12 protein-coding genes are annotated in these 14,248 nt (G+C 67.0%); 5 read left to right on the forward strand and 7 right to left on the reverse strand.

All coding sequences use genetic code 11. The features are described from left to right. Position 1: 1 nt before the first annotated feature. Positions 2-1,777, reverse strand: coding sequence for a sulfoacetaldehyde acetyltransferase (gene xsc, locus ACOHX0_RS01175; protein WP_420674788.1), 1,776 nt, complete (start codon positions 1,775-1,777; stop codon positions 2-4). 444 nt (positions 1,778-2,221) lie between these two features. After that, positions 2,222-3,682 (reverse strand): MocR-like pyridoxine biosynthesis transcription factor PdxR, encoded by a 1,461-nt coding sequence (gene pdxR, locus ACOHX0_RS01180; RefSeq protein ID WP_420674789.1) that lies wholly within the window; start codon positions 3,680-3,682, stop codon positions 2,222-2,224. A 131-nt stretch (positions 3,683-3,813) separates the two neighbouring features. Here pdxR and ACOHX0_RS01185 point away from each other — a divergent pair, with 131 nt between their 5' ends. Beyond that, positions 3,814-4,128 (forward strand): ArsR/SmtB family transcription factor, encoded by a 315-nt coding sequence (locus tag ACOHX0_RS01185; RefSeq protein WP_420674790.1) that lies wholly within the window; start codon positions 3,814-3,816, stop codon positions 4,126-4,128. Next, positions 4,121-5,152, forward strand: coding sequence for a permease (locus ACOHX0_RS01190; protein WP_420674791.1), 1,032 nt, complete (start codon positions 4,121-4,123; stop codon positions 5,150-5,152). The genes ACOHX0_RS01185 and ACOHX0_RS01190 overlap by 8 nt, the downstream gene beginning before the upstream one ends. A 219-nt stretch (positions 5,153-5,371) precedes the next feature. On the opposite strand, the gene ACOHX0_RS01195 is transcribed toward ACOHX0_RS01190, so the two are convergent. The 3 genes from ACOHX0_RS01195 to ACOHX0_RS01205 form a co-directional block, all read right to left on the reverse strand. Further along, positions 5,372-7,057 (reverse strand): tryptophan halogenase family protein, encoded by a 1,686-nt coding sequence (locus tag ACOHX0_RS01195; RefSeq protein WP_420674792.1) that lies wholly within the window; start codon positions 7,055-7,057, stop codon positions 5,372-5,374. A gap of 209 nt (positions 7,058-7,266) precedes the next feature. Continuing rightward, complete coding sequence (locus ACOHX0_RS01200) at positions 7,267-7,857, reverse strand: GNAT family N-acetyltransferase (RefSeq protein ID WP_420674793.1); 591 nt, start codon at positions 7,855-7,857, stop codon at positions 7,267-7,269. Between the two features lie 113 nt (positions 7,858-7,970). Next, positions 7,971-9,368, reverse strand: coding sequence for an aminotransferase family protein (locus ACOHX0_RS01205; protein ID WP_420674794.1), 1,398 nt, complete (start codon positions 9,366-9,368; stop codon positions 7,971-7,973). A 293-nt stretch (positions 9,369-9,661) separates the two neighbouring features. On the opposite strand from ACOHX0_RS01205, the gene ACOHX0_RS01210 reads away from it, so the two are divergent. From ACOHX0_RS01210 to ACOHX0_RS01220, 3 genes are all read left to right on the forward strand, one after another. Next, positions 9,662-10,444, forward strand: a complete 783-nt coding sequence (locus ACOHX0_RS01210) for a 3-keto-5-aminohexanoate cleavage protein (RefSeq protein WP_420674795.1) — start codon at positions 9,662-9,664, stop codon at positions 10,442-10,444. Continuing rightward, positions 10,441-11,769: an aspartate aminotransferase family protein gene (locus ACOHX0_RS01215; RefSeq protein ID WP_420674796.1), complete on the forward strand. Its 1,329-nt coding sequence runs from the start codon at positions 10,441-10,443 to the stop codon at positions 11,767-11,769. Before ACOHX0_RS01210 ends, ACOHX0_RS01215 begins: the two co-directional genes overlap by 4 nt. Before the next feature lie 72 nt (positions 11,770-11,841). Then, positions 11,842-12,615: a hypothetical protein gene (locus ACOHX0_RS01220; RefSeq protein WP_420674797.1), complete on the forward strand. Its 774-nt coding sequence runs from the start codon at positions 11,842-11,844 to the stop codon at positions 12,613-12,615. Between the two features lie 6 nt (positions 12,616-12,621). Here the strand turns inward: ACOHX0_RS01220 and ACOHX0_RS01225 are convergent, their stop codons facing one another. Then, positions 12,622-13,290, reverse strand: a complete 669-nt coding sequence (locus ACOHX0_RS01225) for a DsbA family oxidoreductase (RefSeq protein WP_420674798.1) — start codon at positions 13,288-13,290, stop codon at positions 12,622-12,624. 303 nt (positions 13,291-13,593) lie between these two features. Continuing rightward, positions 13,594-14,244 (reverse strand): bifunctional 4-hydroxy-2-oxoglutarate aldolase/2-dehydro-3-deoxy-phosphogluconate aldolase, encoded by a 651-nt coding sequence (gene eda / locus ACOHX0_RS01230; RefSeq protein WP_420674799.1) that lies wholly within the window; start codon positions 14,242-14,244, stop codon positions 13,594-13,596. Positions 14,245-14,248: the final 4 nt, after the last annotated feature.

The following is a 14,248-nucleotide window of genomic DNA, read 5'->3' on the forward strand; positions in this document are numbered from 1 at the left end:
CTCAGACCTGCTGCGGGCGCATGTCGGACTTCTCGATGCCCGCCACGCGGACCGGCTTCTTCATGGCGTCGCGGCGGAAGGGCTCGCCCAGCTCCTGGTTGATCATCGCCTCGATCAGGGTGGTCTTGCCGTTCTTCTGGTCCTCGACCGCCTGAGCCAGCGCTTCGGTCAGCTCGTCCATGGTGCGCGCCACCACGCCCTTCAGCCCGCAGGCCTGGGCTATCCCTGCGTAGGAGACCTGGGTGTCCAGCTCGGTGCCGACGAAATTGTCGTCGAACCACAGCGTCGAGTTGCGCTTCTCGGCCCCCCATTGGTAGTTGCGGAACACGATCTGGGTAATCGCAGGCCACTCGCCGCGGCCGATCGCTGTCAGCTCGTTCACCGCGATGCCAAAGGCGCCGTCGCCCGAGAAGCCCACCACCGGCGTGTCCGGGTTGCCGATCTTGGCGCCGACGACCGCGGGCAGGCCATAGCCGCAGGGGCCGAAGAGGCCGGGGGCAAGATATTTGCGGCCTGCCTCGAACGAGGGGTAGGCGTTGCCGATGGCGCAGTTGTTGCCAATATCAGACGAGATGATCGCCTCTTTCGGCAGCGCCGCCTGAATCGCGCGCCAGGCCATGCGGGGGCTCATCCAGTCCGGCTTGTCGGCGCGGGCGCGTTCGTTCCAGGAGGTGCCGGGGTCATCGTCCTCGTGGTCCATGGACGACAGCTGCTGCGCCCAGCGGGACTTGGTTTCGGCAATGCGCGCTTTGCGCTCCTCGCGGCCCGCGTCGCCGGCTTCCTCGCTCAGTTGGGAGAGGATGCCCTGCGCCACCTTGGCGGCGTCGCCGATAATGCCCACGGAGACGGGTTTGGTGAGGCCGATGCGGTCCGGGTTGATGTCCACCTGGATGATCTTGGCGCCCGCCGGCCAGTAGTCCATGCCATAGCCGGGCAGGGTGGAGAACGGGTTGAGCCTTGTGCCGAGGCAGAGCACCACATCGGCGTCGCGGATCAGCTCCATCGCGGCCTTGGAGCCGTTGTAGCCCAGCGGGCCTGCAAACAGCGGATGCGAGCCGGGGAAGGCATCGTTGTGCTGGTAGCCGACACAGACCGGCGCATCCAGCCGCTCGGCCAGCGCTTTGGAAGCGTCGATGCCGCCCTTCGACAGCACCACGCCTGCGCCGTTCAGGATCACCGGGTTTTTCGCCTCGGAGAGCAGCTGGGCCGCTTCCGCGACGGCCGCCTCGCCGCCTGCGGGGCGTTCGAACTCGACGATGGCGGGCAGATTGATGTCCACGACCTGGGTCCAGAAGTCGCGCGGGATGTTGATCTGTGCGGGCGCGGACGCGCGTTTGGCGTTCATGATCACCCGGTTCAGCACCTCGGCCACGCGGGAGGGGTCGCGGACTTCCTCCTGATAGGCGACGCAGTCGGCAAACATGCGCATCTGCTCCATCTCCTGGAAGCCGCCCTGGCCGATGGTCTTGTTGGCGGCCTGCGGCGTCACCAGCAGCAGCGGGGTATGGTTCCAGTAAGCGGTCTTCACGGCGGTGACGAAATTGGTGATGCCGGGGCCGTTCTGGGCGATCATCATCGACATCTTGCCGGTGGCGCGGGTGTAGCCGTCCGCCATCATGCCGCCCGAGCCTTCGTGGGCGCAGTCCCAGAAGGTGATGCCGGCGGCGGGGAAGATGTCGGAGATCGGCATCATGGCCGAGCCGATGATGCCGAAGGCATGTTCGATGCCATGCATTTGCAGCGTTTTGACGAACGCTTCCTCGGTGGTCATTTTCATGGCGGGGTCTCCTGAAAGGGCGCGGGGTGTCCGGTTTCCGGCCGGGGTCACAACCGGTGTAGGGCGCGGCGCAGGGCCGGGTTAGGGCCAGTTCCCGCGGCGGCTTAAGGCCAGCGGCGCGCTCCTGCCCGGCGCCGCGCATCCGCGGGATGCGCCTTGCCCGTTGGGCCGGGCGCCGCACGTGCCGTGCGGCGCGGGCGCGGGGCTGCCGGTGCCATGAAATCCGCGGGCGCGGCGGTGCGGTGCGGGGGCGGCTGGACGCCGGCCCAGGATTGAACCGGGAGCCGGCTGCGGCGCCGTGCCGGGCCCAAGGCCGCCAGCGGGGGCCGGCGCTGCCGGGGCACGTGCGGACGCGGGAGGGTGCCCCTTGGGGCGGAACGGAACGGGGCGGGATTTCAGCTTAGCGGGACGCGGGATTGCTTTAGGAAGGAGGGCAGGGCCGTGTCAGCCCTCGTTCAGCGCCTTTGCCAGGAGCGCCAGCCCCGGCTCGATCCTTGGCGCCGGAATTGACGAATAGCCGAGCCGGTAGAAATTGTGCCGGCGGTAGGGCGCCGAAAAGAACGGCGCGCCGGGCTCGATGATGACGCTCTGCGCCTTCAGCCGCTCCGCGACTTCCGCGGTGTCCACGCCCTCGGGCGCCCGCATCCACAGCGCCGAGCCGCCATAGGCGCCGACGCCCGCCACTGTCAGCCCGTGCTTGCAAATCGCGTCCTCGATCACCATGCGGCGGTCGTGCAGCACCTTGGCGGTGCGACGGATCTGGGCGTCGTAATGGCCGAGCGACAGGAAATAGGCCACCGTGCGCTGGATATGGCCGGGCGGGTGGCGCAGCACGCTGGCGCGCAGGGCGCGGGCCTGCCGGATGAACGGCTCGGACCCGACCAGGTAGCCCAGCCGCAGCCCCGGGAACAGCGATTTGGAGAAGCTGCCCGCATAGACCACCCGCCCATCGGCATCGAGCGACTTCAGCGCCGGCGAGGGCGCGGCGAGGAAGGACATTTCGAACTCGTAGTCGTCCTCCACGATCACCGCGTCGATCTCGCGGGCGCGCTGCAGCAGCTGGCGGCGCCGCTCCATCGGCATGGTGAAGGTGGTCGGGCTGTGGTGGCTAGGGGTGCAGAAGATCACGTCGGTGTCGTCCGCGATCTGTTCCGGCGGCAGGCCGCTTTCGTCGACGGGGATACAGTCCACCGTGCAGCGGGTGTGGGTGAGCTGGTCGCGCAGCGTGTAATAGGCGGGATCCTCCATCGCCGCCTTGCGGCCGCTGCTGAGCAGGAGCTGGCCGACCAGCCACAGCGCGTTCTGGGCGCCGAGCGTGATCAGGATCTCCTCGGGGCGGGCGGTGATGCCGCGCCGGGGCAGGGTGTGGCGGGCGATGTATTCGATCAGCAGCGGGTCGTCCTGGTCGAAGTAGTCGTTGGTGAGCGCCGCGAAATCCTTCTGCCCCAGCGCCCTCAGCGCGCAGAGCCGCCAGTTGGCGTGGTCGAACAGCGACGGGTCCGCCTGGCCGTAGATGAACGGGTAACGGTAGCTGCGCCAGTCTTGCGGCTTGCGCGGGGTGTCGCCGCCGGTGAACTTGCGGGCAAAGGCGCGGCCCCAGTCCACCGTGTCGCCGCCCTTGGGCTGCGGCGTGTAGGAAGGCGGCACCGGCGCGTTCTCGGAGACGAAATAGCCCGACCGCCCGCGCGCGGTGAGGTAGTCGTTGGCCAGCAGCTCGGTATAGGCCAGCGTCACGGTGATCCGGCTGAGGCCCAGGTGCGTGGCAAGCTTGCGCGACGAGGGCAGCTTCTCGCCCACCCGGAAACGGCCGGAGAGGATGCCCTCGGCAATCATCTCCTGAATCTGCGCCTGCAGGGTGCCCTGCGCGTCGGGGTTGAGGAAGAAGGTATCGACGGAAATGCCCATGAGGGCGAGCTTATGCTGGCCTTAAATGCGGCGCAATCTGGACTTAGCAGGCGGCGGCAGAAAACTTCGGCTTGCCAGGAGTTAGATAAAACCATAAAACTAGTTTTATAGAATCAATGGGGGTTGCGACCATGGAATGGGAAGAAGCCGCACAGGGCTTTGCGGCGATGGGGTCGGAGGCGCGGCTGCAGGTGCTGCGCTGCCTGATCCGGGCCGGCGAAGGGGGGTTGAGCGTGGGGGAGATACAGGAGCGCACGGGGATCGCGCCTTCTACCCTGGCGCATCACCTGAAGTTCCTCGCAGGCGCCGGGGTGGTGGCGCAGGAGCGGCAGGGCCGCAGCACGCTGAACCGCGCCGATTTCACCCGGCTCGAGGCGCTGGCGGGCTTCATCCTCAGCGAGTGCTGCGCCGATGCAAGCCAGCGGAAGGCGGCAAACAATGGCTGAGCTGGCACAGAACCCCCGCCGGATGAAGGCGCTGGGCGGCTGTCTGAAGACGCCCTGGGCGCTGAGCGCGGCGCTCCTGGCGGCGGCGGCCACCTTGGATCCGGCACAGTTCGGCTCGGTCCTGGGATTTGCGCTGACTGCGCTGGGCAGCACCGCGCGGTACATCCTGTTTGCTGTGCTGCTGCTGGCCTACCTGAAGGCGACGGGCGCCGAGGCCGTGGTGGCGCGCGCCTTCGAGGGGCGGGAGACGCGGATGATCCTGCTCGCGGCGGTCTTCGGCGGGCTGGCGCCGTTCTGTTCCTGCGAGGTGATCCCCTTCATCGCGGGTCTGCTGGCGCTGGGCGCGCCCTTGTCGGCGGTGATGGCGTTCTGGCTGTCGTCGCCGCTGATCGACCCGCCGACGCTCTTGATCACCGCGGGGGCGCTGGGCTGGCCCTTTGCCATCGGCAAGGCAATTGCAGCGGTGGCGCTGGGGCTGTTCGGCGGCATTGCCATCAAGGCGCTGCGGGGCGGCGGGGTGTTTGCCGATCCGCTGCGGGTGCGGCCCGCCACGGGCTGCTGCGGCTGCGGCGCGCCCAAGGCCGATGCGGCGCCGGTCTGGCGGTTCTGGCAGGAGGAGGCGCGGCGGCAGCGCTTCCGGGGTGAACTGATCTCCAACGGGCTGTTCCTGCTGAAGTGGCTGGCGCTGGCCTATGTGCTGGAATCGCTCCTGGTGCATTACGTGCCGGCCGATGTGATCGCCGGGCTGGTCGGCGGCGAGGGCCTGCTGCCGGTGGTGATTGCCGCCCTGGTGGGGATGCCTGCCTATCTGAACTCCTATGTCGCGCCGCCGCTGCTGGCCGGGCTGATGGAGCAGGGCATGACCGCAGGCGCCGCGATGGCCTTCATGGTCGCAGGCGCGGTCAGCTCGGTGCCCGCGATGGCGGCGGTCTGGTCGCTGGTCAAGCCGCAGGTCTTTGCAGCCTACCTGGGGCTGGGTTTGAGCGGCGCGGTTGTGGCAGGGCTGCTGTTCCAGCTGGTCTGACGGCCAGGTGCTGCACTGCGAGACGTCAACGCCCCCTCCGCGGGAGGGGGCGTTTCGCTGCTGAAAATCTCCAGACGCAGCCGCGCAACGAGAAGCCGCACATCAGAGCGCCGCGAGGACCAGATAGGCTCCCTGACGGCTGCCCTGAAAGCAGATATCCTGCGTCCTGCCGCTCATCCGCGTCGCAAGACTAACCTCCCTGCGAAGCGCAAAGACGTTCTAGAACAGTTGCAAATCCTTCGCGCCGCTTTGGATTTCGGCGTGGCTTGGCATGTTCTGGATCGTCACGGGGCCCGGTGCCGTGCCCGGCAACGGCACTGTCGGTTTCATCGCCGCCGCCATGCCAAAGACCGGTTTCTCCAGCTCTCCCCGGATGTCGCGCAGCAGCGTTTTGTGATCCGGCATCGTTTTCAGTGTCTGCGCAAGGTCCACTTTCGCGCCCTTCCACCACTGGAACCAAATTGGTTTCTTCAGCGGGCGCAGGCGATCCCGGATGCCCGTACCATACCCCGTGTCATAGACACGCTTGCCCAGGAGAACAGTCTGATACACACGGAAGTCAAAGAGCGTGGCGAACTCGATATCGTGCTCCATCGGCAGGCGGTGCTGCCACACCTCCAGGTTCTCGGCCAGCCGGTCAGGAATCTTCATTTGTGTGCGCGCGTCGATCCAGTACGGATCATCGGTGCGGTTGCCCAAGCGGTAGTGCAGGCAGATGAACTCCAGAACCTCGTCATAGAGCTTGTTCATTTGCCGGTTGTATCTTGTCCGCAGAGATGGCGCGATGTCGCGCGTGGGCAAGTGCTCCGCGAACCAGCGCACCGCGTGATCGACCATATGGATCGCGGTACTCTCCAACGGCTCGATAAACCCGCCGGCCAGGCCGATCGCCACGCAGTTCTTGACCCAGGCATTGCGCACACGCCCGATCCGCATGGGGATCACGCGCGGCGTCGCGCCCTTGCCGCTGTCGCCGAGCCATGCGAGGTATTCATCCGCAGCCTGGTCATCCGTCCGGTGCGCGGAGGAGAACACGTACCCCGTGCCCACCCGGTTGTAGAGCGGAACCCGCCATGTCCAGCCTGCGCCAAGTGCCGTAGACCGTGTGAGGCTTTCGATCTTCTCCGGATCCGGATGCTCGATCTGCAACGCCATGGCGCGGTCGTTGGGCAGATAGTCCGAGTAGTCCATGAACGGCTCGCCAAGCGCCTTGTTGATGATCAGCCCGCGGAACCCGGTGCAGTCAATGACCATCTCGATGTCATGGCGCCCCTTTTGCTCCAGCATCAGGTGGCTGACGTTGCCCTGTTCATCCAGCTCGACCGATTTCACCTCATCCTGGATATGCTCCACGCCGCGCTTGGTGCAGACCTTGGTGAGCATGCCCGCAAATTTCACAGCGTCCAGATGATACGCATAGCCGAACCGCTGCTCGAATTCGGGCTGACCCAGGGGCCGCGCGCCTTTGCACAGGCGGCCGAGATCATCGTGCGGCGAGATGGACTGCGTGAAATCCCGATCCCCGTTGCCGAAGCGCAGGAAATATTCGGCGGCCTCCAATCCGTCCAGCACCTGGCCGTGGGCAAAGGGGTTCACATAGTCGATGCGATTGCCCTTGGCATCGGTGTTCCAATTGCAGAACTTCACGCCCAGCTTGAACGACGCGTTGGTCTCGCGGAAAAAGGCGCGCTCTGAAATGCCCGCCTGACGGAGCGTTCCCGGCATGCGCGGCACCGTGGCCTCTCCGACCCCCACGGTGGCAATATTGGGGCTCTCGATCAGGCAGAGATGCGGCCGGTCTTTGGGCGACGAGGTGCGCGAGAACAGCGTATCCAGGATCAGCGCGGTCATCCAGCCGGCCGTGCCTCCGCCCACGATGGTGATTTTGCGCAAACGATTATTCATGTAGTTCGGTCCCTGTTGGTTTTTCAGGGATCGTAGCGCAGCTTTCCCGCGCCTGGCTAGGACCTGTGACGCCGAGGAATGCGTGCACGGCCGCACCGATGACGGCGGCCGCAGTTGCGCCGGAAAGGGCGCGGGGGCGGACTTGCCGAGAGCGGACGCTTGCCGGCAAACCGGATGGACCTCCCCCGGTTATTCAAACTCGAACAATCTCAGTCGCGCGGCGTGTCCAATTGCCAGCGCAGGTTGGCGCGCACCGTGAGCCATTCGGCGGCAGTGATCGAATAGACCGCGGTGTCGCGCAGGGTGCCGTTCGGCATGATCATGTGCGAGCGCAGGATGCCGTCCAGCTTGGCGCCCAGCCGCTCGATCGCCTGGCGGCTCTTGTGGTTCATCACGTGGGTGCGCAGCTCCACCGCGATAGCCTCGCGCGCCTCGAAGGCATGGCGCAGCAGCAAGAGTTTGCACTCGCTGTTGAGCGCGCTGCGCTGCACCGAGGCGCGGTACCAGGTGGAGCCGATCTCCAGCCGCCGGTTGGGCGCGTCGATGTTCATGTAGGTGGTCATGCCCACCGCCTTGCCCTGCCGGTCCAGCACCGCAAAGGGCAGCATGCTGCCGCTGGCCTGAAGCGCGAGGCGGCGGTCGATCTCGTCGGCCATCTGGTCCGGCGCCGGGATCAGCGTGTACCACAGCCGGTGCAGCGCGCCGTCGGCGGTGGCCTCGCAGAGGTCGTTCAGATGCTCGTGGGTAAGCTGCACCAGCGACACGTGCCGCCCGTTCAGCGTGACAGGTTCAATCCACATAAAAAATTACTCCCCAGTTGGCGAAAAGGCCCAGCACCGGGGGGTGCTGGACCGGAAATTCTGGGGGCCGCCGGAGGGGCGGCCGGGCTGGGCCAAATGGGTGCAGCCGGGGCTCAGCCGAAGATCTTGGTGAGCGCAGTGTCCACCGCGCCGGTAATTTCGTCAATATCGCCGGCCGTGGCGATCAGCGCTGGGCTGAAGCACAGCGTGTTGTTGCGGCCCGGGATCGAGCGGTTGGAGGCGCCGATGATCACCCCTTGCGCGCCGCAGTCCGCGACCACCTGCTGCACCAGCTTCTCGTCCACCGGCTCTTTGGTCTTGCGGTCGGCGACCAGCTCGGCGCCAAGGAACAACCCTTTGCCGCGCACGTCGCCGATCACCCGGTGCTTCTCCATCAGCGCCTGCAGGTTGCCCTTCATCCGCTCGCCCATGGCGGTGCAGTTGTCCAGGAGGTTCTCGTCCTCGATGATGCGCATGTTCTCCAGCGCCGCGGCGGGGCCTGCGGTGCAGCCGCCGAAGGTGGAGATGTCGCGGAAGTAGTTCAGCGGGTCCGAGGCGTCGTCCTTGAACATGTTGAAGACTTCCTCGGTCGTGGTCACGCAGGCAATCGCCGCGTAGCCCGAGGCGACGCCCTTGGCCATGGTCACGAAGTCCGGCTTCACGCCGTACTGCTGGTAGCCGAACCAGGTGCCGGTGCGCCCGACGCCGCAGACCACCTCGTCGATGTGCAGGAGGATGTCGTACTTCTTGCAGATCTCCTGCACCCGCTCCCAGTAGCCCGCGGGCGGCTCGATCACGCCGCCGCCGGCGGTGACCGGCTCGAGGCAGAGCGCGCCGACGGTGTCGGGGCCTTCGCGCAGGATCACCTCCTCGATGGCGTCCGCGGCGGTCTGGCCGAAGGCTTCGCCTTCCAGGTCCTGGAGTCCCAGCTCATGCTTGCGGTACTCCATGCAATGCGGCACGCGCACGAAGTCCGGCGCAAAGGGGCCGTATTGCATGTTGCGCTCGTCCTGGCCGCCCGCCGACATCGCGGCGAGGGTGGAGCCGTGGTAGTCGCGGTCGCGGTAGAGGATCTTGGTCTTCTTGCCGCCATAGCGCTTGTGCGCGATCTGGCGGACCATCTTGAACACCTTCTCGTTCGCTTCGGACCCGGAGTTGGTGTAGTAGACGCGGCTCATGCCCGGCATCTTGGAGATCAGCTTCTCGGCGAACATCGAGCCGGGGATCGAACCTGCGGACTGGGCGAAGTAGCAGACCTTCATCAGCTGGTCATAGACCGCCTTGCAGATCGACTCGCGGCCGTAGCCGACGTTGACGGTCCAGACCCCGCCGGAGACCGCATCCAGGAACTCCTTGCCGTTCTGGTCCCAGACCCGCATGCCCTTGCCTTCGATGATGATGCGCGGGTCGGACGTCTCCAGCCCCTTGTGCTGGAGCAGGTGATGCCACAGGTGGGCCTTGTCGGCCTCGACGACGCGGGAGAGATCGTTTTCGTTGAACGTGCCGTCCATGACATGTCCTTTCGGCGTTAGAAGTGAATCGGTGGCCCCCGGCCTGATGGCAGCGGGTCTATCCTGCACCAGAAACGCCAGTTTCGCGAAATAGGTTAGGTCCAGCAGGTTTCTATTTTAAGTCCAGCTTGCTGGAGCCCGCGCGGCAAAGGCGGGAGAGCGCCATGACGCCGCGTCATAAAAAAACAGGTGTTCCGAAATGTCCGGGTTGAGAGCGCATGTGCCGCACGTCAGGGTAGCGCCAGAGAGCGGCGCGAGTCGCCCATGACCGGCACGAGGAGGCGGCGCAAACCATGGCGGACTATTCAATGATGGTGGCTCCGAACGGCGCCCGGCGCGGGCGTCATGACCACGCGGCGCTGCCGGTAACGGCGGCGGAGACGGCGGAGGTTGCGGCGGCCTGCTACGCGGCAGGCGCGCGGGCGTTGCACCTGCACGTGCGCGACGGCGCGGGGCGGCATTCGCTGGACCCCGCGCGCTACCGCGAGGCGATGGCGGCGGTGCAGGATCGCGCGCCGGCCATGGCGGTGCAGATCACCACCGAAAGTGCGGGCCTCTACGATGTGGAGGCGCAGTTTGCCTGCCTGGGCGCGATGCGCCCGGCGGCGGCCTCCATCGCGGTGCGCGAGATCGCGCGCGATGCGGGGCTTGCGCCGAAGGTCTATGACCTTTGTGCCGAGGCGGGCACGCGGGTGCAGCATATCCTTTACGGGCCCAAGTGCATCGCGCAGTTGCGGGCCTGGTACCGCGACGGCACCGTGCCCGCGGACATGCGCGACGCGATCTTTGTGCTGGGCACCTACAGCCCGCCGGTAGAGGCGCGGCCAGGGGACCTGAACGTGTTCCTCACCGCCGCCGCCGATCTGCACCTCAACTGGACCGCCTGCGCCTTTGGCCGTCAGGAGCACGCCTGCCTGCTAGCCGCGGTGGCCGCCGGGGGGGATGTGCGAATCGGATTTGAGAATAACATCGAAACACCGGAAGGCAGGCTGCTGGACGGCAATGCCGCCTCGGTCGCTGCATTTGTGAAGGCCGCGCGCCAAGCGGGCCATACGCTCAAGGAGGGCCAGTCATGAGCCACGTCTTTCCCCGCCACACCAAGGCCAGCCTGCCCACCGCGGTGGCCGGCGAGGGCTGCTACCTGATCGACGCAGACGGCAAGCGCTACTTCGACGGCTCTGGCGGCGCGGCGGTGTCCTGCCTTGGCCATTCCGACGCCGAGGTGATCGCGGCGGTGCAGGAGCAGGCGGGCAAGCTGGCCTTCGCGCACACCGGCTTCCTGACCTCGCAGCCGGCCGAGGCGCTGGCGGATCTGCTGATCGAACACGCGCCGGGCGATCTGGACCGGGTCTATTTCGTCTCTGGCGGCTCCGAGGCGACCGAGGCGGCGATCAAACTGGCGCGCCAGTACCACCTGGAGCGCGGCGCGCCGGAGCGCCGCCACCTGATCGCGCGGCGGCAGAGCTACCATGGCAACACCCTGGGCGCGCTGGCGGCGGGCGGCAATGCCTGGCGGCGGCAGCAGTTCGACCCGCTGCTGATCGGCGTCTCCCACATCGCGCCCTGCTACGAATACGTCGACCGCGCCGAGGGCGAGAGCAGTTTTGACTACGGCCAGCGCGTCGCGAATGAGCTGGAGGCGGAGATCCTGCGGCTCGGCAAGGACACCGTGATGGCCTTCATGGCGGAACCGGTGGTGGGCGCAACCGCGGGCGCGGTGCCGGCGGTCGAAGGGTATTTCAAGCGCATCCGCGAGATCTGCGACGAGTATGGCGTGCTCTTGATCCTCGACGAGGTGATGTGCGGCATGGGGCGCACCGGACATCTCTTTGCCTGCGAGGCCGATGGCGTGGCGCCGGATATCCTGTGCATCGCCAAGGGGTTGGGCGCGGGCTACCAGCCGATTGGCGCGATGCTGTGCACCAAGGCGATCTACGAGGCGATCGAACAGGGGTCGGGCTTCTTCCAGCATGGCCACACCTACATCGGCCACCCGGTTGCCACTGCGGCCGGGCTGGCGGTAGTGCGGGCGCTGGTGGAGCGCGGGCTGGTCCAGCGCAGCGCCGAAATGGGGGAAAAGCTGCAAGCGGCGCTGGAGGAACGCTTCGGGCAGCACCCAAACGTCGGGGACATCCGCGGCCGGGGCCTGTTCCGCGGATTGGAGCTGGTGGCGGACCGCGCCACGAAACAGCCGTTTGATCCGAAACTGGGGCTTGCGGGCCGGATCAAGAAGGCCGCGTTCCAGGCCGGGCTGATCTGCTACCCGATGCCGGGCACCCGCGACGGGCGGAACGGCGACCACATTCTGCTGGCACCGCCCTTCATCATCACCGAAGACCAGATCGGCGAGGTGGTGGGCAAGCTGGAAGCCGCCCTCACCGAATGCCTGCCCGCAGGCTGAGGCGGCTCTGATAGCTGTTTACGCCCCGCCCCGGCTCCGCCATTCTGGCGGCAAAAGCAGGGGGCGGGGCGAATGACCACGAGCGACAAAAAAACTGCTGCGGTTCTGGAAGAGGGCGCAGCCGCGGAGCATCCGGCGGAGATCGTTCCGCTGTTGCCGCGGGGCGAGCTGGACGCGCTGGCGATAGCGGCGGAGACCGACAAGAGCTCGAAACGGCATGATTACATGCGATTCTACGAGCATCTGCTGACCCCCTACCGGACGCGCGCCTTCACCCTGATGGAGCTGGGCGTCGGCCTGCCCAGCCGCCGGGCGCCTTCACTGCGCACCTGGAAGGCGTTTTTCCCGCAGGCGCGGATCGTGGGTCTGGATATCCGCAGCGTCTCCAAGGAGTTTGAGGAAGACCGCATCCATGTGGAGATCGGCGATGCCTCCAAGCCGCGCTTCCTGAAACGTGTGTTCCGGCAGTACCAGCCGTCGGTGATCCTGGATGATGCCTCCCACTTCTGGTCGCATCAGATCACCGGGTTCGAGACGCTGTTTCCGCTGCTGCCGCCCGGCGGCGTGTATATCGTTGAGGATGCCCACACCAGTTTCCTCGCCCGCGAGGAGGGCTCGCAATATGCCGACCACCCGGAATCCTTCTGGAGCTACATCAGCCGCTTGCAGGCAGCACTGGTCTCGGCCCAGCGGCACGGGCCGGAGCTGAGCGCGCGGGAAAGCAAGCTTGTCGCCTGGATCGACGCGGTGTTCATCACCCGCCGCACCGTCGCAATCGTGAAACGCGAACGCATGCGGCGGCGCGAGCTGAAGGCGCCGCCGCGGGAGGAAACCTCTGAGACTTGAGCGAGTTCAGGCTTCGGCGGGGCTCTGTTCGGTGAGCTGCTTCAGGATCGCGGCATAGGTTTCAACCCCTTGCGCGCCGGTTACCAGATGGCGGCCCTGGAACACGATGGCGGGCACGCCGGTGATGCCCTGATTGACCCAGAAGGCTTCGCGCTGGCGCACGGTCCCGGCCTCGTCACCCCGCTCCAGCGCTTGCCGCGCCTCGGTGCCGTCCAGCCCGATGGCGGCGGCGGTTTCCTCCAGCACATCGAGGTCAGAGACATCCTTGCCGTCGGTGAAATAGGCCTTGAGCAGGGCTTGCTTGGCCTCGTGCCCCTTGCCCTGCGCTTCGGCCCAGCCGATCAGCTGGTGGGCGTGGAAAGTGTTGTAGATCCGCATGCCGTCGTGGAAGCGGAAGGTGAAGCCGAGGTCCTCTCCCAAGGATGTGAGCTGCGCCCGGATCTGCGCTGACTGCTCGGCGGTGCTGCCGTATTTCGCGGCGAGGTGCTCGCGCAGGTCTTCGCCCTCGGGCACCATCTCGGGGTTAAGTTCGAAGGGCTGCCAGTGGATGTCCAGCGCGACGCCGGTCTGGCGCGCGGCTTCGGCCAGCTGGTTGTAGCCCACGGCGCACCAGGGGCAGACCACGTCCGAGACGATATCGGTGCGGAGGGGTTCGGGAGTGGTGGCTGCGGCCATGCTGCGGCTCCTTGATGCTGCTTCGGTACTTTACGTATCCCGCGCAGATGGGGGCCGCGGGAGGGAAACGCAATGGTCTCCCCCGATTTGGCGAAAGGGCAGGGGCACTGCAAGCCGCGCGTCGGCGGCGCGCGCGGGGGCGATCCGGACGGGCGTGACTGGCAGTTTATGTCTGCCGAGTCCGTAGACCCTACCGAAGGAGCGCCCAGCCGAAGCCAAATCGCCGCCGCGTGGGGGCGCGCCGGCGATGCGCGGCGGCCTTACGGCCTTGTTCCGCGCTGGTAAATTATTCTCCGCCGGGGCTCAGCCGCGGGAGAGCTGGCTGGCCTCGCGCGCGAGGGCCTCGATTGCGGCCCAGTCGCCGGCCTTGACCAGATCGGCGGGGGCGATCCAGCTGCCGCCGGCGCAGACCACATTGGCGAGGCTCAGGTAGCTGCCCGCATTGGCGGGGCTGACGCCGCCGGTGGGGCAGAAGGTGATCTGCGGCAGCGGGCCGCCCAGCGATTTCAGCGCCGGTGCGCCGCCCGCGGCCTCGGCCGGGAAGAACTTCTGCATGTCGTAGCCGCGCGCCAGCAGACGCATCGCTTCGGATGCGGTGGCAGCACCGGGCAGCAGCGGCAGGCCGATCGCCTCGCAGGCGATCAAGAGCTCGTCGGTGGCTCCGGGGGAGACGCCGAACTGCGCGCCCGCCGCCTTGGCCTCCTCGGCATCCTTGGGCGTGACCAGCGTGCCGGCGCCGACGACGCCGCCTTCAACCGCGGCCATCTCGCGGATCGCGTCGAGCGCTGCGGGCGTGCGCAGGGTCACTTCCAGCGCGGGCAGCCCGCCTGCGACAAGTGCTTCGGCCAGCGGTTTTGCGTGGGCGGCGTCTTCGACCACCAGCACCGGCATCACCGGCGCCATCCGGCAGATTTCACGCGCGCGCGCGCTGGCATCCTTGGGGGTTATCGGCATCGTG

The organism is Cribrihabitans pelagius (genome assembly GCF_048820915.1).
Lineage (GTDB): Bacteria > Pseudomonadota > Alphaproteobacteria > Rhodobacterales > Rhodobacteraceae > Cribrihabitans_A > Cribrihabitans_A pelagius.